A 22,340-nucleotide genomic window follows, 5' to 3' on the forward strand; every position below is an offset into this window, starting at 1 on the left:
AATGAACGGTTATTCACTCCCCCTACGTTTAAAACGATTACGCCAAGGCTCCATTGTACGCTCAATGATTCGCGAAACAGATGTTCTCCCAAGGCACCTGATTGCGCCTCTGTTTATTAATGATAATCTGGCCGGGAAACGTGAAATCAGTGCCATGCCGGGCCAGTACCAGTTATCCCTGGCGGATTTGCCTTATGAAATAGAATCATTATCCGCATTTGGAATTCCTGCGGTATTGCTCTTTGGCATCCCCAAATACAAAGATGCGACAGGCAGCGCTTCCTGGCAGGCCGATGGCGTCATCCAACAGGCTATACGTAAAATACGCGGCGTCAATCCCGAGCTTTTAATCATCACTGATGTCTGTTTTTGCGAATACACCGAACATGGTCATTGCGGTGTGCTGCATAATAACGTGATTCATAATGACAAAACCCTGGAACTGTTGGGAAAACAGGCAGTAAGCCATGCAGCAGCCGGTGCCGACTGGGTTGCCCCCAGCAGCATGACGGATGGAATGGTGGCAGCCATTCGCCAGGCATTAGATCATAACGGCTACCAAGACATTGCCATATTAAGTTATGCTGTGAAATATGCATCCGGATTTTACGGCCCGTTTCGCGAAGCAGCGCAGGGAGCTCCTCAGTTTGGCGACAGGAAAACCTATCAGATGGATCCGGGAAACAGCCTTGAAGCGCTCCGCGAGGCAAGGCTTGATATTGAAGAAGGCGCGGATTTGCTGATGGTCAAGCCTGCCATGAATTATCTTGATGTCATTTTCAGGGTCAAGCATGCATTTCCGGAGGTTCCGCTTTGCGCCTATCAGGTTAGCGGAGAATATTCGATGCTCAAAGCCGCCGCTCAAAAAGGATGGCTGAACGAGCAACAGGCCATCCTTGAAAGTTTAACGGCAATTAAACGGGCTGGGGCAGATTTAATCATCTCCTATTTCGCGAAGGATTTTGCGAAATTATATAAGGAGAATCAATAACGGGACGTTGCCTATAATTTTTCCATCACTTCCTCGATGTGCTTAACTGCTTCCACCTCCATGGATAATGTTTTTTTAGGGGCGTTCGCATAAGGGACGATGGCACGCTTAAAGCCATGCTTGGATGCTTCCTTTAACCTTTCCTGGCCGCTCTGCACCGGCCTGATTTCACCAGCTAATCCCACCTCGCCGAAGATAACTGTTTTACTGTCAAAAACCCGGTTGCGAAGGCTTGAAACAACAGCGGCAAGCAAGGCAAGATCACTTGCCGTTTCCGTGACTTTAACCCCGCCCACAACGTTGATAAAGACGTCTTTGTCAAAGGTTGCGATGCCCCCATGACGATGCAGGACAGCAAGTAAAATGGCCAGCCGGTTTTGTTCAAGGCCTGCGGTGACCCGTTTAGCCTGATGCCCATGGGCTTCATCGACCAAGGCCTGAACCTCAACCAGCATGGGCCTGGAACCTTCCCAGGTTACCATCACAGCGCTGCCGGGAGTCGCCTCCGGTTGGCGGGATAAAAAAATGGCCGACGGGTTCGCCACTTCCCGCAATCCTTTGTCGGTCATGGCAAAAACGCCAAGCTCATTAACAGCCCCAAACCGATTTTTAATTGCCCTTATTATCCTGAAACGGCTGTCATTTTGTCCTTCAAAATACAACACGCTATCGACCATATGCTCAAGAACACGAGGGCCTGCCAGTGCGCCTTCTTTGGTGACATGCCCGACGAGAAATACAGCCGTTTGCGTCATTTTGGCGTAGCGGACAAGCTGTGCGGTGGATTCACGCACCTGGCTTACGCCGCCGGGTGCTGCTGAAATGGAATCGGTAAAAATGGTTTGCACTGAATCTATCACTAAAACACGGGGTTTTTCCTGTTTTGCATGGGATAAAATCATTTCTACATGGGTTTCAGCGAGCAAGCGCAAGTGATCAAGCGGCAACTGCAAACGCCTTGCCCTCATGGCAACTTGTTGCAGCGATTCCTCACCTGTAACATACAACACTTTTTCATGCTGAGAGAGAGATGCCAGGGTCTGCAACAGCAAGGTGGATTTTCCAATGCCGGGATCACCGCCAATCAGTACCACAGAACCTTCAACCAGCCCCCCGCCCAATACGCGGTTGAGCTCAGAGAGCCCGCAATCCATTCGCGCTTCTGTATTCATCATCACATCTTGAATCAGAGTCACGGCGGAGCGTTGATTGGCATAGCTGTTATTATGAATATGTTTACTGCCAACGGGTTCTTCAATGACCGAATTCCATGCCCCGCATTGCCCGCACTGCCCTGACCACTGTGAAAAAAAAGCGCCGCACTGACTGCAGATAAATCTGGTTTTTATTTTCATAAAGCCACTCTCAGTTCTTTGAGTGTTTACATTCCATAGCGCCCGATGGCCGATACTGCCTGGCAAAATCAAATGACAGCTATCCGGCTTCCCCTAAAATACAAAACAAACTCATTTGAAAGCAATGAGTAACTCAGTATAATTGCGAATTTGCTATTGTACTGGATAAGGTTAATGACAAAAACCATGCAGTTTGAAAAAACGATTGCAGAGCTTGAAACAATTGTTTCGCAATTGGAAAAAGGCGATCTGTCTCTTGAAGAATCTTTAAAGCAATTTGAAAAAGGCATTACGCTTGCCCGAAAATCGCAGGAAATTTTAAGCAAAGCCGAGCAAAAAGTTGAATTGCTTACCGCTTCAAACTTTAAAGATTTGGACAATGCCGATGAATAATACTTTCATCGACTATTATATCACACGCCATGAGCAGTTATTGCAGGACACCATTGATGCGCTTGTTATTCCTTCCCCTCGCTTAAAAGAGGGCATTGGTTATTCTTTATTTCCCGGCGGGAAGCGTTTGCGCCCCTTGCTTGTATATCTTTGCGGCGAACTGGTTTCAGCCAATATGGCCTGCCTTGATTACATCGGCCTTGCGATCGAACTCATCCACAGCTATTCACTGGTGCATGATGATCTGCCCGCGATGGACAATGATGATTTTCGCCGCGGCAAACCGAGCTGCCATCGAGCCTTTGACGAGGCAACTGCCATCCTCATCGGGGATGCGATGCAGGCGCTGGCAATTGAATTGTTATTAGAACATTTACCGGGGTTTATAACCCCATCGCAAACGATCGCTGTTACCCGCGAGTTGGTCAGTGCCTGCGGCGCGGCCGGCATGGTCAGTGGCCAATGCCTTGATTTAACTGAACTGACCGCAAATCACCCTGTTGATGACATGCGCCTTTCTGAAATTCATGCCCTTAAAACAGGTAAACTGATTTTAGCTTGTGTGAATATGGTGTTGGCATCAACACGCTATCAACCCGAAGAGTGTACTGCTTTACAAGAATTTGCCAAGCATTTTGGCCTGGCATTTCAAATGCAGGATGATTATCTTGATCAATTTGCCAGCAACAACCATGGTAAAAAAAGAGCATCGGATTGTGAAAATCAAAAAACCACTTATGCCGCTTTATATCCCAAGGATACCTTGGCTGCCCTTGTCCAACAGCACTATCAGCAAGCTTCTTCGGCAATCCATATTTTTGCTGCAAAAGGAGAACGCCTTTTAAATTTAATTTCAATGCTGCAAGAGCGGAGCTGCCATCAATCATAGCCCAGGCAACAGCATCCCATTTCATCTTTTCAGCGCCACACTCATCAGGGCGCATCCTTTCATTTCGACAATATCGAGCGTTTGGGCTTTTCCTAGCCCTTTTCATTTAAAATCGATTCTGCTAAGGTAGCTTTTTTTTTCATATAAGGAATTGACTATGCCAATTATCAGCGGTACCAGTTTGCAAAAAAAAGAAAAAATTAAAGCTGAAATCAACAGTGAAATACTCGCCAATATCCAAGCCTATTGCGAGTGGGCCAATATTACTGACCTTGGTTTTTTTATTGAAGAGGCAGCAAGTTTTATCTTTGCCAAGGATAAAGAATGGAAACAATATAAAAAAGCAAAGAAAAAGCGTGCAAACCTGAAACAGGAAGCCTAAACAATCTGATTGCGCCTGCAATCAAAACGATCTATCTGCCGATCATTCGCGTTCGCGTGAATAATTCAATAAAAATTGCTTGACAGCCAGCACGCCGCTCATTAAACTTCGATTCTCTTTCGGGGTTATAGCTCAGCTGGGAGAGCGCTTGCATGGCATGCAAGAGGTCGGCGGTTCGATCCCGCCTAACTCCACCATCAATGCAGATTGATGGTACGATGTGTCCCCATCGTCTAGAGGCCTAGGACATCGCCCTTTCACGGCGGTAACAGGGGTTCGAATCCCCTTGGGGACGCCATTTGCGTGCAGGCTCGCCAATTTTTGTTGCGGCAAGTTGGCATGTGAAAATTTACAATCAGCTCCAGGTCCCCATCGTCTAGAGGCCTAGGACATCGCCCTTTCACGGCGGTAACAGGGGTTCGAATCCCCTTGGGGACGCCATTGATTATTGATCACAGTCTTTCAAAAATCGTCCGCGTGTTAAAGCCAAACAAGCGCTCATGCATGCGGTATGCGTATTCATCCGTCATGTTGGCGATATAATCGCAAATAACCCTTGCGGCTTGATTTGCATCCTGCGCTTCCTGATAAAGCCTGCGGTTTTTATTATCCAGCAGGCTGCCCGGATTTGAGCTCATGGCTTCAAACAGGCGCAACACTACCGTTTGCCCGCCATATTCAAAGGTGCGCGCTTCTTGCGAGTCTATGACATGCTGATATATGAATTGCATCAAATAATCCAAAAGGCGTTGCGCCTCAGGAACGAGAGTCACATTATATTTTAAGAGGCTGTTTTCAAAAGCTTCATGGTTCACTCGAATGTCGGTTGCGGTGATAAAATAGTTGACCATTTCGCCAATTGCCTGCTTACGCAGATGCAATTCCGCGGCAAACAGATTATCCAGCAGCTCGTTCTGCTTTTCCTTCAAGGAAGTATCAGCAATTAACTCACGGAAATGCCGGGTATCCAGTTGCGGGCGCTGTATTAGCCGCAAATGAATCGCATCTTCCAGATCATGTACCCCATAGGCTATATCATCGGCAATGTCCATCACCGAACAGTCAAAATCATGGTAGGCCGCTTTACCGTGAGCCTGTTCTTGAGGCAAGAGGGCCAGTGATTGAAAGAGAGTTTGATCTTCCTGAGAGAAAGGCGATAAAAGCCACTCAACCTCTTCTTTCTCACTGTCAAAATATCCTTTTGGCGGCAGCCAGTCATTGATGCGGATGCTTTTACTGAATGTTTCCCTGACTGCAGGCATTTTAGTCGCAACAACCCTTGACCAGTTAACCGGGTATTTTAATAGTCCCAACAATGCGCGCCTGGTTAAATCAAGCCCGTAGGCTCCGTAACTGCATTCCACCTTGGTCAGGAGACGAAGGGTTTGGCCATTACCCTCAAATCCGCCATGCTCACGCATCATAAAATTTAACGCAACCTCGCCGCCATGGCCGAACGGCGGGTGGCCAATATCGTGCAACAAGCATATGACGCTGATTAAATCATCATTCGGCAACAAGGCACTGAGCGCCTGATATTTGGGATTAAGTTTCAAGTTACGCACAATGCTTCGGCCGATGGAGGCGACTTCCAATGAATGGGTGAGGCGCGTACGATGAAAATCTCCTTCATCGGTGCCAAGTATTTGGGTTTTTCGCTGCAATCTTCTAAACGCGGGACAATGAATAACCCTGGTACGGTCTCTTTCATACGGATCTCGATGATCCTGAAAACCACGTTGATTGGTATGGCCCGAACGGCGGTGAGTCCACATTCTGTACCCTGCCTTGCTGATATAAATCGACTCTGGCGAGAAAGAATACAGGATTAGGAGCCGGATTGTCGATAAGGAAAGGTTATGCCGAATTCCCAAATCTAAAGTTTTTTTGTTGAATGCAGATATAAAGGAAATAAAAAACCCTACCCAACAATGAGCGATAAGGGGCAATGATGATGGACAAAAAAAAATTTCTGGGAGTTGTATTGTCTGCAGCCGGTTTAGGCGGCTGCATGTCATATAATCCCCATGGCTATACCAACTATCAGGCTTACACATACGAAGGTTCAATAATTTACCCTGAAGATTATGAGGGCTATGAAGGCTATGCAGAGAGCCAGGGTTACCGTTATCAAACTGAAGGACGAGGCCAGGTGGTTGTGCCGGAGAGCTATCATGTCGGCTCATATCACTCCCCAACCTCACATAAAGACCGTGACAGGCGCTGGGTAGATCAGCAAAATCCAGGGGGCTATACCATAGAACTGGCACATGGCGAAAAGGCATCCCAGGTAGCAGGCGTACTCTATAAGGCTCCTAAAAAAGACAGGATGGCCCAGATCAAATACCATCAGGACGGCAAAACCTATTACAAAGGGTTATATGGCAGCTATTCAAGTTATGAAGCTGCGCAGCAGGCGCTGAGTTCATTGCCAGAAAATATCAGGCAAAGCGCGCGTATCACATCCTGGGGCAGCGTACAAGGCAAGGTTCAATAAACAATTGAGCCGGCACTAGGCAGCCGACACAACAAGCAACAGCTTCACGATTCCAGGGCTACCCGTACGCTCGACATTCAATTCTTTGATGGATAGCGCATATTCCTGATTTAAGGCAAAAAGCCATTGCAGAAATGGATTAAATGGCACTTCATCGAATGCCGCCTGCACATCTCCTGCGCCTGTTTGCTGCAATTGATAGGAATAGTCCTGAACCGGCGAATCGGCCAATTTCCTGGATAATAAAGCAAGAAACTGGGCATTGCTGATTTTTTTCCCCGCCTGATTCGGCTGGTACTGAAGCTTTATCCGCCGCATCCAGATTAAAGTTTCCTTTTTTTCCGTCAACGCTTGCGAACGATTCTTAATAACAGTCACTAAAGGGGAATAAATGAGGAGATAGATGAGGTAAAATAAACAAAAAAAACCACCAAGCATTAATGCCAGGCGTTCCCTGTCATTTAAATTACGCCAGTACTCCATCATAGGGTCAGCTCCAGGGTTGCCAAAACCTGATTTTCCTTCAAGGAAGCCTGGGTTTGCCTGACGGCTACACCAGACTGCTGAAGTTTATTCTGCAAGGCTTCAAGCGTTGAAAAATCACGCGCGGTTAGCCTTAAATTTAATGCTTGGTTCTGATAACGCATCATCTCAACCTGAACACCCTCAATATCCAGGCTTTGTGATAATTTAGCGTAAAGAAGCCAGAATGCTTTTTCACTGCCTGCGGCACTTGATTTTAACAACTGGCTGATGCGAAATTTGGGATTGACGATTTGCCGGGCATTGGGGAAAAATTGCCGGTAAATTTGCGCGATTTGCTGATCAATCCGCTTTATCTCATGGTTTAATGTATACCATTCCAACCCCTTCATGACCAAAAAACTGAGCAACCAGAGCCCGAATAGTATTGAACCTGTTAAATACCAAAACGACATCGGTCGCCTAATCTGCTCTCTTTGCAATTCCCCCTGACAAAAGTTAAGTAAATCAGCCTGGTTTAACCGTTGTGCTATCCACGTATGTGAATCCTCATCAATGCTTTGATTACTGAATTCTGTCAATTGGGGATCGCTGTCGGCACAGGAAATAACCGTCAAACCAGGAGGTTTTTTTTTAAAAAATTGTTTAGCAAGCAGCGTGCTTAATACGCCTTTAAAGAACGGTTCATGAACCAATAAGCCCTGTTCCCGGATGAAAGCCTCATGAAGTTGCAGCGCGAACCAGTCAATGGTCAAGATTTCAAAGCGGATATTGAAGCGCTCAAACTGTTCAACCCAGGCAGAAAGGATTGCTTTATCGACAGCAGCGACCAGGTAGCGATTGTCTTTATAATGCTTGCGGTCGAAAGCAAAATGAAGGGATTCAATATTCTGCGCTACCTGCTCCTCCAGGGCATAAGGAATTGCCGCACGGGTTTTACGTTCACCAAGCCATGGCAGCTCCACTTCATGCAGGCTGCAAATGTCTGTGGGCAGCACAATAACCGTTCGTGCGCCAGCAGTAATGGCTTGAATGTCTTCAACGGTTCTTATCGTTAAGGCCTCTTCGACCCTCCCTGATGAATCAATCTTTACGACAGGGAATTGGTCTTCACCCAACTGTTTAGCAAACAAATACCAGGTAGCCAAACGATTATCCTTAATGAATTATTGAATGCCTCATCCATACACCCGGCTATGGTTTGCAAGGCTTGCAACCCAATGAGCCTGCAGCTCTTGGGCCAGTAAATAAACTGCCATGGCATACTGCGGGCTCGTATTGTAACGGGTAATCACATAAAAATTAGGATAAGCAAGCCAATATTCCTGCCCTTCGGCTGTGGTTAATTCGATCAAGCCTGCCTTTTTAACGGCATGAATTTTTGAATTCCGGGGCTTAATCCCGACTGAGGCGAGATAGTGGGTATTGTAATCAGGGTGCTTGCTGTTGGTACGGATTTTTTTATACCCCGCACCCTTAATCAGGGCAGGCTGCACAACAATTTCGCCCATTTGCCAGCCATGCTTGTGAAAATAATTGGCGACGCTGGCTATCACATCCTTATCATCATTAATCAGATCCCGTTTGCCTTTGCCTGTAAAATCAACCGCATAGAATCGATAACTGCTGGGCATAAACTGGGGCTTGCCAATAGCGCCGGCATATGATCCCTTATAAGCAACTGGGGAAACATTTTGCTCACGGCAAAGCAGTAAGTATTCTTTTAATTCTTTGGTGAAAAAATCTGAACGCTTGGGATAATAAAATGCAAGCGTACTTAGGGCATCAAGCACCCGGTAATTGCCTTGCCGCTCCCCATAAAGGGTTTCGACACCAATGATTGCCACAATGATATGGGCCGGCACGCCAAATTTCTGCTGAGCCTTTTCAAGTGTTTGCTGATTGGCCCGCCAAAATGCAATCCCTTTTTGGACCCGTTCAGGAGTCAGAAACAAGGCCTTGTACACATCCCAGTTTTTTTTCTCAAAAGGTTTATTCATGGACTCAATAATTTGCGGCTGATATTGGGCCTCCCGCAGGATGCCAATGACTTCCTCGCGCTTGAAACCATGGTTTTTTACCATATAGTTGACAAAAGCTTGGGCATCTTTGCGTTTTAACAACGCCTCATCGGCGTATACTAAATTGGCAAGCTGTGTAAACAATAAAAAAATTATAAGAACACTTCTCATAAGATTATCCGTCATTTTTCTCCGGGCAATCCCTTGATCATCCCTGTATTTTGTTCTTTTTGCAATGGCAAGGTGAGGCCCTGTCTTCTTTATCTCTTTCTGCATGCAATAATTTAGGCTAAAATAGCGCCATTTACCAACAGGTTCTGCAATTGAGCGATTTAACCCGTATTCGAAATTTTTCTATTATTGCCCATATCGATCATGGTAAATCAACGCTCGCTGATCGGTTCATCCAGATTTGCGGCGGCCTTTCCGAGCGGGAAATGGCCGAACAGGTACTGGATTCCATGGATATCGAACGTGAGCGCGGCATCACCATTAAGGCACAAAGTGTTTCTTTACACTATAAGGCAAAAAACGGGACAACCTATCTCCTGAATTTTATTGATACGCCGGGGCATGTCGATTTCAGTTATGAAGTATCCCGCTCTCTTGCTGCCTGTGAAGGCGCGATCCTCGTCGTGGATGCGGCCCAAGGCGTTGAAGCGCAAACTGTTGCTGTTTGCTACACAGCAATTGACCAGGGGCTTGAGGTTCTGCCGGTTTTAAACAAAATTGATCTCCCCCAGGCCGAACCGGAACGCGTGATCGCTGAAATCGAGGATATTATCGGCCTTGAAGCACAAAATGCCTTGAAAGTCAGCGCAAAAAGCGGCCAAGGCGTTGAGGAAGTATTAGAGGCGCTCGTAGAGCGCATCCCTCCGCCCCAAGGCGAGCTGGATGCTCCTTTGCAGGCCCTCATTATTGATTCATGGTTCGACAGTTACCTTGGCGTCATTTCTTTAGTCCGCATTGTTAACGGTTCCTTGCGCAAGGGCAATAAAATGCGGGTCATGTCCACAGGGCGCGCCTATGACGTCGATCAAGTCGGTATTTTTACGCCCAAACGCACCCCCACTGATGCGCTGCGGGCCGGCGAGGTGGGTTATGTGGTAGCGGGCATTAAAGACATTCAGGGCGCGCCGGTGGGAGATACCCTGACCCTTGAAAAAAATCCGGCAAATGCCCCCCTGCCTGGGTTCCAGCGAGTCAAGCCCCAGGTGTATGCAGGGCTTTTCCCCATCAGTTCAGATGACTTCGAAGCGTTTCGCGATGCCCTGGCGAAGCTGAGTTTAAATGATGCCTCTCTTTTTTATGAGCCTGAATCCTCTGAAGCATTGGGATTTGGTTTCCGCTGCGGTTTCCTTGGGATGCTCCATATGGAAATCATTCAGGAACGCCTTGAGCGCGAATATAACCTTGAATTGATCTCCACCGCGCCCACAGTCATCTATCAAGTCATTACAACCAAAGGCGACACCCTGATGATTGACAATCCGTCGCGCCTTCCGCCCGTCCAACAGATCAAACAGATGCTCGAACCCATTGCCAGGGCCAATATCCTGGTGCCCCAGGATTATCTCGGCCAGGTTATTACCTTGTGTGTTGAGCGGCGCGGCGTGCAGGTTAATATGACATACAGCGGCCGCCAGGTTTCAGTCACATATGATCTGCCCATGAGTGAGGTGGTTTCTGACTTTTTTGACCGCTTAAAATCAGCAAGCCGCGGCTATGCTTCCTTGGACTATAATTTCCTGCGTTTTGAGCCTGCTGATCTTGTTAAACTCGATATCCTGATTAACGGGGAGCGGGTTGATGCGCTGGCTGTTATCGTCCATCGCAGCATCGCGCAATCCCGGGGAAGGGCGCTGGTTGAAAAAATGCGGGATCTGATCCCAAGGCAAATGTTTGACGTGGCTATCCAGGCAGCGCTCGGCAGCCACATTATTGCGCGGCAAACCGTTAAGGCGTTGCGAAAAAATGTTACAGCCAAGTGTTACGGGGGAGATGTGACCCGCAAGCGCAAACTGTTGGAAAAGCAAAAAGCCGGCAAAAAACGCATGAAGCAGGTCGGTCAGGTTGAAATTCCCCAGGAAGCGTTTATGGCCGTGTTTCAGACGGAAAAGAAAAAATAATCAGGCTTAAAGCCAGGTTATCCTTGAGATGGAAGGATACTCTCAAAATGACGATTGTCGGTTATACTTAACAAAAAGACGGTTGCTGTTGACGAATCAAATACAGGTTATTTCATGAATTTTGCTTTAATATTACTTATTCTCACGGTTGTTTCAGGCCTTATTTATTTACTGGATGTAATTTTTTGGGCTAAAAAGCGTCCTCAAGAACAAAAGCCCTCGCGTATCATTGAATATTCAAGATCATTTTTCCCTGTTTTTTTTATTGTTTTATTGCTGCGTTCATTTCTGGTAGAACCGTTTCGCATTCCATCAGGCTCCCTGGAACCTACTTTGCTGGTTGGGGATTTTGTGGCGGTGAACAAATTCGCTTACGGTTTGCGCTTGCCGGTTTGGGAGAAAAAGGCGGTTTCCATTGCCAACCCGAAACGTGGCGAAATTGCTGTTTTCCGTTGGCCGCCTGATCCTTCCTATGATTATATCAAGCGGGTCATTGGTGTCCCCGGGGATAAAATTTCCTATAAAAATAAGGTCTTAACCATTAACGGCAAAAAAATGGAACAACGTTTTGTTGAGTACACCATCGATGAAAGCTCAGGCAGAACTGTCGCAAAATACGTTGAAAATTTAAACGGCATTGAACATCATATTTATATTCGACCTGAGGTTAAGGGGTCTGATTTTGAAATTGAAGTCCCTGAAGGCCATTATTTTATGATGGGGGATAACCGGGACGACAGCGCGGATAGCCGATTTTGGGGATTCGTAGCTGACGAATATCTGCGCGGCAAAGCCTTTCTCGTCTGGATGAGCTGGAATGGGAAAAAGGACACAGTTCGTTGGTCGAAAATTGGTAACTTGATCCACTAGGGAATGACAATGAATAAACAACATGGAATGACGCTCATCGGGATGCTCTTTACGGTAATCGTGATAATTTTTCTGGGTATTCTCATCATGCGGATCTTTCCTGTTTACATCCAGCATTACACGGTTAGCCGTTCTATTGAGGCAATGAAAAAAATACCTGAGAGTGATTTTTCCGCCGAGCCTTCGGTCAATGCCATCCTCCTTAAGAAGAAATTGATGAATCAGCTCTATGTTAACGGCGTTGACATCCCCGAAAAACAAGTGGCTGTTAAACCCACAAAACCCGGTATTTATTTGATCACCGTCAAGTACCAGGTGGTCAAGCCCGTGGTTGGCAATATGAGTCTTTTGTTTAAATTTGATAATGCTGCAGAGGTAAAAATCGGTGGAGAATAATTTACAAAGACTTTGCCGTCGCCTGGATTATGAATTCAAAACGCCTGCCTTCCTGAAACAGGCTTTAACACATTGCAGCGCCGGGAAGGTGAACAATGAACGCCTGGAATTCTTAGGCGATTCCATATTAAGCTTCGTCATTGCCAACGCGCTTTTTGAACGATTTCCAAAGCACAGCGAAGGCGAGCTAAGCCGGCTCAGGGCGCACCTGGTTAAGGGCGAAACACTTGCCGAAATTGCGTTTGAATTAAACCTCGGCGATTACTTATATCTTGGCCAGGGAGAATTAAAAAGCGGCGGTTTCCGGCGCGCTTCTATATTGGCGGATGCCCTGGAGGCGATTTTTGCCGCAGTCTATCTCGATGGAGGCTTGCCGTCTGCCCGGCATGTCATTCTTCATCTTTACCAGACGAGGCTTGATGATAACGCGCTTAACTATAATTTGAAGGATGCCAAAACGCAATTACAGGAATTCCTGCAGGCAGAAAAGCTTGCCTTGCCCGAATACACCTTAAACCGCATTGAGGGCGAGGAACATAATCAACTGTTTTTTGTCACTTGTACGGTTCCAACGCTTCGCATCAAAACATCCGGGCAGGGAGCAAGCCGGCGTAAAGCGGAACAGGACGCTGCATACCACTTGCTGAATCAGCTGAAAAAACAAATTTAGCCGGAATTTTCATCAGCAAAAAGCTTGTGCGCCATGCCGGATTCAAAAAGTTTCAAGCGCCTCCATGACTTCAAGCCATGCTTCTTCCGCAGCGGCCAACTCCTTCTCAATTTCCAGGCGTTGCCTCAATATGTTCTGCAAGGTTGTATCTTCGCCTTCTGCATATAGCGCGGCATTGCCAAGCTCCTCTTCAAATGCCGTCAATTGTTTCTGGCAGGAGTCGATAAGCGCTTCAAGTTTTTTTAAGCGATTTTGCAAACTGCGCTTCTCTCGATACCGGGTGCCGCCTTCAGCAGAACTGACTTCATTTTGCGCGTTTCGACCCTGCATCCACTGATAATAATCTTCGAGGTCTCCTGAAAAAGGAGTCACTTGGCCATCATTCACCAGATAAAAATCATCAACTGCCGTGCGCAGCAAATGGCGGTCATGAGAAATTAAAATCAAAGCGCCTTCATAGCTCTGCAGGGCAATTTCAATTGCTGCCCTCATGTTTAAATCCAGATGGTTGGTTGGTTCATCCAGCAATAATAAATTGGGCTTCAGCCAAACAAGCTTGGCCAAGGCGAGGCGGGCTTTCTCACCTCCGGAAAAATAGCGAATGCTGCTGGTTGCCATGTCGCCTGCAAAATTAAACCCGCCTAAAAAATCACGGATTGTCTGTTCTTTTGCATCTGGAGATAAAGGCTGGATGGTTTCCAAAGGACTAAGATCCACATCCAGCTGTTCCAGTTGATGCTGGGCGTAGTAGCCAATCCGCAAATGCCTTGAACGCTCAATGTCGCCCGCGAGGGGTTCCAAATCCCCGACCAGCGCTTTAATCAATGTTGACTTGCCTTGCCCGTTAGGCCCCAATAGCGCGATGCGGGAAGAGGGGTTTACTGTGAAATCCACTTTCTGTAAAACCGGATTAAAAGGCTTATAACCTACTGATATTTTCTGGCATTTTAATAAAGGTTTTGCTGCCGGCCCACAAGGATAGAACTGAAAAGAAAAAGAAGAGTCAATCTGCGCCTGTGCGATAATATCCATCCTGGCTATCGCTTTCAAACGGCTTTGTGCCTGTCTCGCCTTGGTTGCCTTGGCCCGGAACCTCTCGACATAAGACATTAAATGCTTAATCTGATTTTGCTGCTTATTGTATAGCGCTTGCTGTAGCGCCAGTTTTTCAGCCCTGCTTCGTTCAAAATCAGAATAATTTCCACTGTACAAAAACAAGCCCTGCTGCTCGATATGGAGAATATGCGTTACAACGGCATCAAGAAACTCACGGTCATGGGAAATTAAGATGATGGTTTGCGGGCAATGTTTTAACCATTTTTCAAGCCAGATGATTGCTTCCATATCCAGGTGGTTGGTCGGTTCGTCCAGGAGCAACAAATCAGCAGGCTTCATCAAGCAGCGGGCTAAATTAAGACGCATGCGCCAGCCGCCGGAAAAGCTGTTAACGGACGATTCGTGGGCGCTGGCGGCAAAACCAAGGCCTGCGAGAATGGCTGCGGCTTTTGCGGGCTTGCTGTACCCTTCAGTCTCATTCAGCAATGTATGGCAGGCAAGCACTTCCATGTCATCGCCGGCATGTTCTGCCGCTTTAAGTTTTCTCTGCAAGTCGATATATTCCTCATCGCCGGCTAAAACATAATCGAGCGCCGATTCTTCCCCTTCAGGAACTTGCTGGGCGAGGTGGCTGATGCGAAGATGAGGGTTAACAAAAAACTCCCCGGCGTCAACCGCCAATTCCTTGCGCAACAAAGCAAACAAGCTTGACTTTCCGCACCCGTTCTGGCCCACTAAACCCACTTTTTGCTTTTCGTAAAGGCAAGCGCTTGCCTTGTTTAAGAGTATTTTATTGCCGCGCGAGAGTGTAATCTGGTTGAGGGTGAGCATAATTCATGAGTCAAATAAAAAATGCCGGCAGTTTAGCATACATCAGGCTGCAGGGCATGACCTTATTGTGCAAACTGTAATCATCAGGGGCTTATCGTGCCCGCCACATGACATTGCACTTGGCTTTGGCCGAATCTTCCAACAGTCCAATTAAGGGTAATGCCCTGTGGGCAATACTGACTTCCGGCTCTTCATCCTCATCAAGTTGGGCGGATTCAGGGCTCTTTTTGCTCTTTTCTTCGGCAATAGCCGCCTTCAAGCGGGATAACGCTTCAGGGACATCTTGCGCCAGTATGGCTCCTGGAACTGTACCGCTGTGTCCCATCATATTTAATAATCGCCTGGCTACGCTGCCGAACATGGTGATATTCTCATGGGCGTCGCTGCTAAAGGTTACAAGCATGGTTAGTCCTTCCCTCAGAGTTTTGCGTTATTGCATAATAAAAATATACATGCTATTACATAATAAAATAAACAATAAATTCCCCCATGAACCTGTCCTGTTTAAAAACATCATTTGCAGCCCTTGCCGTTCTTGGCATTTTCCATGTAAAGGGTTTGTTTGCCCTCCCTTTAACGCCGCCAGATGAACCCAAGGCTGACAGCTTCTACATTTGCTATGAAAAACGATGTCCAAATGATGTCATTGATACGCCATTTGTCCGCTACACGCGCTTTAAATATATTGGCTGCATCATCAGCCGCCTTCCCTGCCATCTTTGCAGCGATGACAAATTCAACAGCAGGCCAAAACCATTGCATCAATTTCAATGGGTCAATAATTATCCTGATGCGTTAAATTCGTTTTACCGGTGTGCCTATAACTAAGAAATATTTTGGTAGTTTTAAAACAAAAATTCTTAATGTTAACCCCATCTCAAGGTTCCTAATCACAGTATCGAACTTTAGACTTACCTTCTTTTTTTGCTTCATACATCGCATGATCAGCCCGTTGGATAACTTTTTCCAGCGAAGTGTCGTACTCTGAAACACTTGTTGCGCCAATACTGCTCGAAATTTGATATTTATTTTGCAGGCACTGATGCAATTTTTTTGCCTTGGCTTCAGTAGTTGCCCTATCGGCGCCTTCGAGCAAAACAATAAATTCATCACCGCCGTACCGACCCACTTTATCAATGGCACGGAAAACCTTGCGGCAGACATTGGCCACCAGTATTAATAATTTATCGCCCGCGATATGCCCTTTTTTATCGTTAAACTCCTTAAAATTATCTATATCAATAAAAATAAGCCCAAATTTCTGCCCCAGGCTTTTAAAAGCAAGAAAAGCCTCTTCTCCGTACCTGAATACAGTATCACGATTTAACGCTTTGGTTAGCGGGTCAACTTTCGATTTTTTCTCCAATGCGCGATTGAGCTCTTTGATTTTCGTGATATCACGTTCAATCGCGCCTAAATAACAAACTTTCCCTGTATGATCCCGAATGTAAATGATATGAAAATCAATCCAGTACTCGCGCCCGCTTTTGGCATAGTTAAGCAATTCCACGCGGAGCTCCTGTTCTTTTCGCATTGCTTTTTTTAATTGTTTTAAGGTTTTTTTATCCGTTTTCTCACCTTGAAGAATGCGCGGCGTTCGCCCGATGGCCTCTTCTTTTGAATATCCTGTCAACTGCGTAAAGGCGTCATTAACATATAAAATTTTTGGAGAATCCGGCGCTTCAATATTCGCTTCAGTGATAATGACAATATCATTGGTGTTTTCGAGCAGATAAAGCTTTGCTGTGTCAATATCCATATCCTTCCCCCGGTACTTAAAAATTAGTTTTTATCCTGCATAAACACCAAGCGATTATCTCATGAAGCTTGGTATCACAAAAAGGCTTGTTGGAATTGGCGCATCCCGACTAAAAACTTCATGAATATGCTGATGACGTTGGTTTTAAGACAGAACTGAAAACCAGGCGGTGATGACTATATGAATCCCGGATTCTCTCTACATCACAAAAAAATCTGTCATGCGCAGAGTCCCGGATTAAGGCTTCGGCCTAATCCGGGTGACACAATTGAAATGCAAAACAATGATAAATTATTTTTGCAGGGAGCAAAAATGCTTAATTGCCTGTTTCTTTTTTCATCTCAGAATTGGTTTTGGCATCTTGTTCACCATCTGCAGTCGTATCTTTTTTCTCTTCGGTATCAGAAAATACATAATTAATCACAAATTCCGCGCCAATACATTCACCAATACTGTGACCCCATTTGGATACGTTTTCCTGGGTTATGGTGGCAGGCAGGCGATCGTAAAATTTTTTCGAGCACTTATCGGCAATCCCCGGGATCAATTCTATGCATTTTTGCAAATCAATATTCCTGGCCTTTAAGCGGGACGCTATGGTTTCATCCTGCATAAATCCTTTACAGATGGGTTCAGGCACGATTTCCTTGATTTTACTTAACCACTCATCCTTGCTCATTTCCATTTTGGCGTTGGTCGCAGCTGTTGCCAGCAAAGGAAAAACAACCAGCACCAACCCCATGATTTTAGATAATTTTATTTTTGTAGCCATGTTCATCGTCCTTGTGTTTGCTCATTGTAATAATAGACTATCCCGCTTCTGATTGCTGAAGCGGGGTTTTCCTACCTGCTCAGTTTTTTTATGGTATCGTCAAGATTTTCTACCTCGCCTGAATGGTGATAATAAATGCGGTTTTGGCTGCAATCGATAATGCAAAGCGCCTGCTCTGGTTTTCCATTGAATTGCTTGAATATCCAGTAAAGCCCGGCTGAGGGGGTTTGCTTTATTTCTTTGAGCAAATCAAGCATCTTGTCTTCTTCAAACTCATAATGAGTGCAGACAAGCCTTGAAGCCTCACGATATATTTTATAAGCAAAATGTTTTTCTTTCATACCTGCGCCCTTTTTGCTCCGTACAGAAGTGATATCGGACGGATAACAAAAAAGTTGAGAAAAACGCCCCAAACGACAGGGGCGCTCAGGAAGCCTCATTTTGCATGCGATCTTGCAGCCGTCGCAATGCAGTGGACAAGCGTTCAAGGACCCGTTTTTTGCCAAGCAGGGTCAGGGTCATGTCGATTGAAGGCGACGTGCTTGTTCCGGTCACCGCGACACGTAAAGGCTGAGCGATTTTGCCCATGCCCTGGTTAAATTCGGCGCAGATGTCATTGATGCATTGCTGCAAAACATCTCGTTGCCAGTGCTCAACTGCGGCAAATGAAGCATACAGGGCTTTTAATGGAGGGTAGGCTGCAGGAAGCAAATATTTTTTTTCTGCTTCCTCATCATATTGTATTTCATCTTCATAGAAATAAAGGCTTTTTTCAGCAATTTCCCGTAATGTCTTACATCGCTCCGCCTGAATGGAGATTAAATCCTCAAGTTTTGGCCCATTGGCCACATCAATCCCTTTTTGCTCAAAGTGCCATAAAAGTGCCTTGGCCACGGACTCTTTGGCGTCAAATTTCTGATAATGCTGATTGAGCCAATATAATTTTTCGTAGTTAAAGCTCGCTGCGGCGCGACTGATGTTGTTCAGGTTAAAAGAGGCAATCATTTCTTCAACGCTGAAAATCTCCTGATCGCCAAAAGACCAACCGAGCCGTACCAGGTAATTGAGCAAGGCATGCGGCAAAATGCCTTCTTCCTTAAATTGCAAAACGCTAACTGCCCCGTGCCGTTTTGACAGGCGTTTGCCATCTTCGCCGAGAATCATGGGTAAATGGGCAAATACAGGGATAGGCGCATTTAAAGCTTTAAACAAATTGATTTGCCTTGGCGTATTGTTAATGTGATCATCCCCGCGAATCACATGCGTAATACCCATGTCCCAGTCATCCACAACAACCGCGAAGTTATAAGTCGGGTTGCCGTCAGAGCGCAGGATAATCAAGTCATCGAGTTCGCGGTTATCCACATGGATGTCGCCATATACCTGATCTGTGAAAGTGACTGTTCCGCTTTGCGGGTTTTTAAAACGCACGACAAAGGGTTCTTCACGCCCTGGAAAATTTTTTCCGCGGCAATGGCCATCGTATTTGGGTTTTTCTTTAGCGGCGATCTGCTGTTCACGAAGCGCTTCCAGGCGTTCCTTGCTGCAGTAACAACGATAGGCGCAGCCCTCAGCCAGAAGCTGCTCAACGACTTGTCGGTACCGCGGATATCGCTCTGTCTGATAAAATGGGCCTTCATCATGATGAAGGCCAAGCCAGGACATCCCATCCAAAATTGCTCGAACTGATTCTTCTGTGGAACGCTCGCGGTCAGTATCTTCAATACGCAGGATAAACTGCCCTTGATGATGCCTGGCAAAAAGCCAGGAAAATAAAGCAGTGCGCACCCCGCCTACATGCAAAAAACCGGTAGGGCTTGGCGCGAAACGGGTTCGAACAACCATTGAATACTCCATTGTAAGCTCTGAAATTATCGCGATATAATAGCCGACTAAATGCCTGTTAACAAATTGCGCCATCCAGAACCTGTCTGTATGGTTTATGTCCGCAAACGCGTCTAATCGGTCTTACACAGCATCAAGGCAAGCCAACCAGGGGGCATTGCCTCATATTGACGTGATTCTGTTTCGATTAACCAAACATGTTGCGAAAAGGCCCTGGGCGTTTTTTGGTTGAATGACTTCAGGGAGTTTCGTGAAAAGCATTGGCATCAAATACCAGCTGAGAATAATGACTATTCTTCCTGTCCTTCTGGTGGCTGTAATGTTTGCTTTATTCTATAACGGCCAATTCAGCAGGGATCTAGAGCAGAATAACCTGCATCTTGGCGAAGCCTATATCCGCCAGCTGCTTCCCGCAGCACAGCTTGCGCTCCTGCGCCATGACTATCGAACCTTACAGGGCCTGGTCGATGCTTCAACCATTAACCCGGAAGTTCTAACATTGGCTTTTTATAACGCCAAAGGCCAGCTCATCGCTTACCGGGGCGGCAAACATTCCCTCAAAAAGCCGCTGCCTGTGCCCAAGTTCACGGGAGATTATGTTGAAAGCAAACGGATAACCCCTTTGAGCATCAATTTCATAGCGCCAATTACCGTTCCCCGGTTCAACCTGTATGCTTCAACCCCTTTTAAAGCGCCGGCAAGCCCCATCGATTTTCAGGCTGATGATATTCTTGGCTGGCTGTCGATAGACATAGATACCCGCTCAGCCCTGCTCAAACAGTATCAAATGTATATCGTGACTATTTTTATCACCCTGATTGGATTGCTGCTTGGGCTGACAACCCACTTTTTTCTTTCCAGAAAAATTTATCTGCCGATTATCCGCCTGCAACGCAGCATGAAACAAATTTTACGGAATGAATTTGAAACAGAGATTCGTGTTTCAAGCCCCGGGGAGCTGGGAATTATTGAGAGGGGCTGCGCGCACATGCAAAAGGAATATTTAAACATTACCCATGACTTAAACCAGTACATTGAAGTAGCTACCGCGGATTTACAAAAAAATCTTGAACTGCTTGAAGAAAAAAATATTGAACTCACCCTTGAAAAAAAGAAAACGGAAGAAAAAAGCCAACAAAAATCGGAATTCATCGCCAACATGAGCCATGAAATACGCACCCCGATGAATGGAGTGATTGGGTTTACGAATGTATTGCTGGAAAGCAAGCTTGATCCGCTGCAATTGGATTATGTGAAAACCATCCGCTCCTCGGCACAGGATCTGCTCGCAATTATTAACGATATTCTCGATTACTCCAAAATGGAGGCGGGCAAGCTGCACCTCGATTGCATACCGCTTGATATACGTGCCTGCATCGATGAGGTTCTTGCCTTATTTGCTCCCAATGCCCATAAAAAAGGCATTGATTTAATTCCCATTACCAATGTTGCTGTTCCGAAAGCCATGTTGGGCGACCCGCTGCGCATTAAACAAATCATCAGCAACCTCATCAGCAATGCCATTAAATTTACCGATCACGGCTATGTGCTTATCCGCACCCATATTGAAGAAGAAACCGCAAGGGAATATACCGTATGCCTTGCCGTTACCGACACTGGAACAGGCATTGCGCCAAAAGACCAGGCAACGCTTTTTAATGCATTCAATCAGGTGGATACCACAATAACCCGGCGCTACGGCGGCTCAGGGCTTGGGCTTGTGATCTCTAAAAAACTTGCGGAACACATGCATGGCCGTATCAGCCTAAGCAGTGAACTCCATAAAGGCTCTACATTCTCGGTACAGATTAAACTTGCCAAATTGCCAGGCTATGAAGTCGAAAAGCATCAGGCGCACCGCTTCAGCAACCTGAAAGTTCTTTGTTTTGATGATAATCCCCTGCACCTTGAAGCTTTATGCAACGGTTTAGGTCACTGGGGCATCCATTGCATCAAGGTCAACACGTTCAAACAGTTAACAGAGTCCTTTCAGACCCATAAAGACTGCCATCTGGCTTTCATCAGCGTGAATCAGGGGTGTGAGCCGCAAATTGCCGCGATACTAAAGCAACAGCCAGTGCCCTGTGTCCTGGTATCGAAATGGCCTATAGAAAATTATGCCGCTTTAGGCGCAAAAGGGTTTTTATTTAAACCGCCCAATATTCAAAAGCTGCATGGCGCCATCGATTCGCTTTTAAATCAAGCGGGCATCTGCAACAAGTCCGATGAAGCGCTGGACAAGCTAAGAGATGAGCTTTATCGCCAAAAGCCCGCCTTGCTCATTGCCGAGGATAATCCGGTTAACCGGATGCTTCTCAATTCATTGCTGGGGGAAAGGGCTTGCATTGAAACCGTCGCAGATGGCGCGCAGGCTGTCGACTTATGCAAGATAAAGCGGTTTGATGCCATTTTGCTCGACTTGCAAATGCCAAAATTGAATGGGTTTGATGCCGCGCGCCTCATCAGAAAAGCCTCAGTTCTCAACAAAAGCACCCCCATCATCCTCATTAGCGCCAACAATGTTGAAATCAGCAGCGCGCAATCTTCAAAAGCCGATATTGATGTTTGCCTGCAAAAACCCATTGACGAAAAAACCTTGTTGCAGCGCCTTCTCGCCGTCATTCGGAAAGACAATGAATCGGCCATAAACTGGCAGATGTGCCTGCAGAAGGTATCCGGCAATGAGGAGTTGGCTTTGGAGTTTTTAAGCCGCTTTATTGAAGAATTGAAAAAAAACCGCAAGGAATTTGCCCGCTTGTTGCAAAATCAAAATTTAAAGGCATTAGAACATCTCGCTCACAAATTACATGGCGCTTGCTGCTTTTGCGGGGTTCCCCGCTTGCAAAAGCAAGTCGCTCAAGTAGAATCTCTGGCAAGGCAGGCAAAGCACATTCATGAAATACAACTCGCCTTTTCACAGTTGATGACTTGTATCGATGAGGTGCTTGCCGAATATCAAAATACTTTTGCTGCCAATTTAATCCCTCCGGATAAGCTATAG

22 protein-coding genes and 3 tRNA genes are annotated in these 22,340 nt (G+C 46.2%); 14 read left to right on the forward strand and 11 right to left on the reverse strand.

The window, feature by feature from the left end; translation table 11 throughout:
* Window position 1: 1 nt before the first annotated feature.
* Complete coding sequence (hemB, locus tag Llon_RS05550; RefSeq protein ID WP_058529054.1) at window positions 2-991, forward strand: porphobilinogen synthase; 990 nt, start codon at window positions 2-4, stop codon at window positions 989-991.
* Window positions 992-1,002: 11 nt separating this feature from the next.
* On the opposite strand, the gene radA is transcribed toward hemB, so the two are convergent.
* Window positions 1,003-2,346, reverse strand: coding sequence for a DNA repair protein RadA (radA, locus tag Llon_RS05555; protein ID WP_058529055.1), 1,344 nt, complete (start codon window positions 2,344-2,346; stop codon window positions 1,003-1,005).
* Window positions 2,347-2,520: 174 nt separating this feature from the next.
* Between radA and Llon_RS05560 the strand changes: the two genes are divergently transcribed.
* From Llon_RS05560 to Llon_RS05585, 6 genes are all read left to right on the forward strand, one after another.
* The gene (locus tag Llon_RS05560; RefSeq protein WP_058529056.1) at window positions 2,521-2,739 is read left to right on the forward strand and encodes an exodeoxyribonuclease VII small subunit; all 219 of its coding nucleotides are present in this window, start codon (window positions 2,521-2,523) and stop codon (window positions 2,737-2,739) included.
* Window positions 2,732-3,628 (forward strand): polyprenyl synthetase family protein, encoded by an 897-nt coding sequence (locus tag Llon_RS05565; protein WP_058529057.1) that lies wholly within the window; start codon window positions 2,732-2,734, stop codon window positions 3,626-3,628. Before Llon_RS05560 ends, Llon_RS05565 begins: the two co-directional genes overlap by 8 nt.
* A 157-nt stretch (window positions 3,629-3,785) precedes the next feature.
* The gene (locus tag Llon_RS05570) at window positions 3,786-4,010 is read left to right on the forward strand and encodes a hypothetical protein (protein ID WP_058529058.1); all 225 of its coding nucleotides are present in this window, start codon (window positions 3,786-3,788) and stop codon (window positions 4,008-4,010) included.
* Window positions 4,011-4,131: 121 nt separating this feature from the next.
* A tRNA-Ala gene (locus Llon_RS05575) sits at window positions 4,132-4,207 on the forward strand.
* A gap of 25 nt (window positions 4,208-4,232) precedes the next feature.
* Window positions 4,233-4,308 (forward strand) — tRNA-Glu (locus Llon_RS05580).
* A gap of 67 nt (window positions 4,309-4,375) precedes the next feature.
* Window positions 4,376-4,451: transfer RNA gene (locus Llon_RS05585), tRNA-Glu, on the forward strand.
* 11 nt (window positions 4,452-4,462) lie between these two features.
* Here the strand turns inward: Llon_RS05585 and Llon_RS05590 are convergent.
* A complete protein-coding gene (locus tag Llon_RS05590) occupies window positions 4,463-5,785 on the reverse strand; it encodes an anti-phage deoxyguanosine triphosphatase (RefSeq protein ID WP_058529059.1) in 1,323 nt (440 codons plus the stop codon).
* A gap of 176 nt (window positions 5,786-5,961) precedes the next feature.
* On the opposite strand from Llon_RS05590, the gene Llon_RS05595 reads away from it, so the two are divergent.
* Window positions 5,962-6,507, forward strand: a complete 546-nt coding sequence (locus Llon_RS05595) for an SPOR domain-containing protein (RefSeq protein ID WP_420324213.1) — start codon at window positions 5,962-5,964, stop codon at window positions 6,505-6,507.
* A 15-nt stretch (window positions 6,508-6,522) separates the two neighbouring features.
* On the opposite strand, the gene gspM is transcribed toward Llon_RS05595, so the two are convergent.
* From gspM to mltB, 3 genes are read right to left on the reverse strand one after another with little or no spacing between them, the layout of a single operon-like run.
* The gene (gspM, locus tag Llon_RS05600) at window positions 6,523-6,993 is read right to left on the reverse strand and encodes a type II secretion system protein GspM (RefSeq protein ID WP_058529060.1); all 471 of its coding nucleotides are present in this window, start codon (window positions 6,991-6,993) and stop codon (window positions 6,523-6,525) included.
* On the reverse strand, window positions 6,990-8,138 hold the full coding sequence (gene gspL / locus Llon_RS05605) for a type II secretion system protein GspL (RefSeq protein WP_058529061.1): 1,149 nt from the start codon (window positions 8,136-8,138) through the stop codon (window positions 6,990-6,992). The genes gspM and gspL overlap by 4 nt, the downstream gene beginning before the upstream one ends.
* 30 nt (window positions 8,139-8,168) lie before the next feature.
* The gene (gene mltB / locus Llon_RS05610; RefSeq protein ID WP_058529119.1) at window positions 8,169-9,182 is read right to left on the reverse strand and encodes a lytic murein transglycosylase B; all 1,014 of its coding nucleotides are present in this window, start codon (window positions 9,180-9,182) and stop codon (window positions 8,169-8,171) included.
* A 131-nt stretch (window positions 9,183-9,313) separates the two neighbouring features.
* On the opposite strand from mltB, the gene lepA reads away from it, so the two are divergent.
* The 4 genes from lepA to rnc all read left to right on the forward strand — a co-directional run bounded on the left by lepA (window position 9,314) and on the right by rnc (window position 13,076).
* Complete coding sequence (lepA, locus tag Llon_RS05615) at window positions 9,314-11,140, forward strand: translation elongation factor 4 (protein WP_237758270.1); 1,827 nt, start codon at window positions 9,314-9,316, stop codon at window positions 11,138-11,140.
* A gap of 114 nt (window positions 11,141-11,254) precedes the next feature.
* A complete protein-coding gene (lepB, locus tag Llon_RS05620; protein ID WP_058529063.1) occupies window positions 11,255-12,010 on the forward strand; it encodes a signal peptidase I in 756 nt (251 codons plus the stop codon).
* 9 nt (window positions 12,011-12,019) lie between these two features.
* A complete protein-coding gene (locus tag Llon_RS05625; protein ID WP_058529064.1) occupies window positions 12,020-12,406 on the forward strand; it encodes a DUF4845 domain-containing protein in 387 nt (128 codons plus the stop codon).
* Window positions 12,396-13,076 (forward strand): ribonuclease III, encoded by a 681-nt coding sequence (gene rnc, locus Llon_RS05630; protein ID WP_058529065.1) that lies wholly within the window; start codon window positions 12,396-12,398, stop codon window positions 13,074-13,076. The genes Llon_RS05625 and rnc overlap by 11 nt, the downstream gene beginning before the upstream one ends.
* A 42-nt stretch (window positions 13,077-13,118) precedes the next feature.
* On the opposite strand, the gene Llon_RS05635 is transcribed toward rnc, so the two are convergent.
* Both Llon_RS05635 and Llon_RS05640 read right to left on the reverse strand, forming a co-directional pair.
* Window positions 13,119-14,963: an ABC-F family ATP-binding cassette domain-containing protein gene (locus tag Llon_RS05635; protein ID WP_058529066.1), complete on the reverse strand. Its 1,845-nt coding sequence runs from the start codon at window positions 14,961-14,963 to the stop codon at window positions 13,119-13,121.
* Window positions 14,964-15,054: 91 nt separating this feature from the next.
* Window positions 15,055-15,366 (reverse strand): DUF1840 domain-containing protein, encoded by a 312-nt coding sequence (locus Llon_RS05640; protein ID WP_058529067.1) that lies wholly within the window; start codon window positions 15,364-15,366, stop codon window positions 15,055-15,057.
* A gap of 86 nt (window positions 15,367-15,452) precedes the next feature.
* On the opposite strand from Llon_RS05640, the gene Llon_RS05645 reads away from it, so the two are divergent.
* Window positions 15,453-15,791 carry a hypothetical protein gene (locus tag Llon_RS05645; protein ID WP_058529068.1) on the forward strand — a complete coding sequence of 113 codons (339 nt, stop codon included), beginning with the start codon at window positions 15,453-15,455 and terminating at the stop codon, window positions 15,789-15,791.
* A 58-nt stretch (window positions 15,792-15,849) separates the two neighbouring features.
* Here the strand turns inward: Llon_RS05645 and Llon_RS05650 are convergent, their stop codons facing one another.
* From Llon_RS05650 to gltX, 4 genes are all read right to left on the reverse strand, one after another.
* Window positions 15,850-16,722: a GGDEF domain-containing protein gene (locus tag Llon_RS05650; protein ID WP_058529069.1), complete on the reverse strand. Its 873-nt coding sequence runs from the start codon at window positions 16,720-16,722 to the stop codon at window positions 15,850-15,852.
* Window positions 16,723-17,038: 316 nt separating this feature from the next.
* Window positions 17,039-17,494 (reverse strand): hypothetical protein, encoded by a 456-nt coding sequence (locus tag Llon_RS05655; protein ID WP_058529070.1) that lies wholly within the window; start codon window positions 17,492-17,494, stop codon window positions 17,039-17,041.
* Between the two features lie 71 nt (window positions 17,495-17,565).
* On the reverse strand, window positions 17,566-17,835 hold the full coding sequence (locus tag Llon_RS05660; protein ID WP_058529120.1) for a hypothetical protein: 270 nt from the start codon (window positions 17,833-17,835) through the stop codon (window positions 17,566-17,568).
* Window positions 17,836-17,920: 85 nt separating this feature from the next.
* Window positions 17,921-19,339 carry a glutamate--tRNA ligase gene (gltX, locus tag Llon_RS05665; RefSeq protein ID WP_058529121.1) on the reverse strand — a complete coding sequence of 473 codons (1,419 nt, stop codon included), beginning with the start codon at window positions 19,337-19,339 and terminating at the stop codon, window positions 17,921-17,923.
* 250 nt (window positions 19,340-19,589) lie between these two features.
* On the opposite strand from gltX, the gene letS reads away from it, so the two are divergent.
* Window positions 19,590-22,340, forward strand: coding sequence for a two-component system sensor histidine kinase LetS (letS, locus tag Llon_RS05670; protein WP_058529071.1), 2,751 nt, complete (start codon window positions 19,590-19,592; stop codon window positions 22,338-22,340).

Origin of the sequence: Legionella londiniensis, assembly GCF_001467825.1 — a bacterium.
In the GTDB taxonomy this organism is placed as follows: Bacteria; Pseudomonadota; Gammaproteobacteria; order Legionellales; family Legionellaceae; genus Legionella_A; species Legionella_A londiniensis.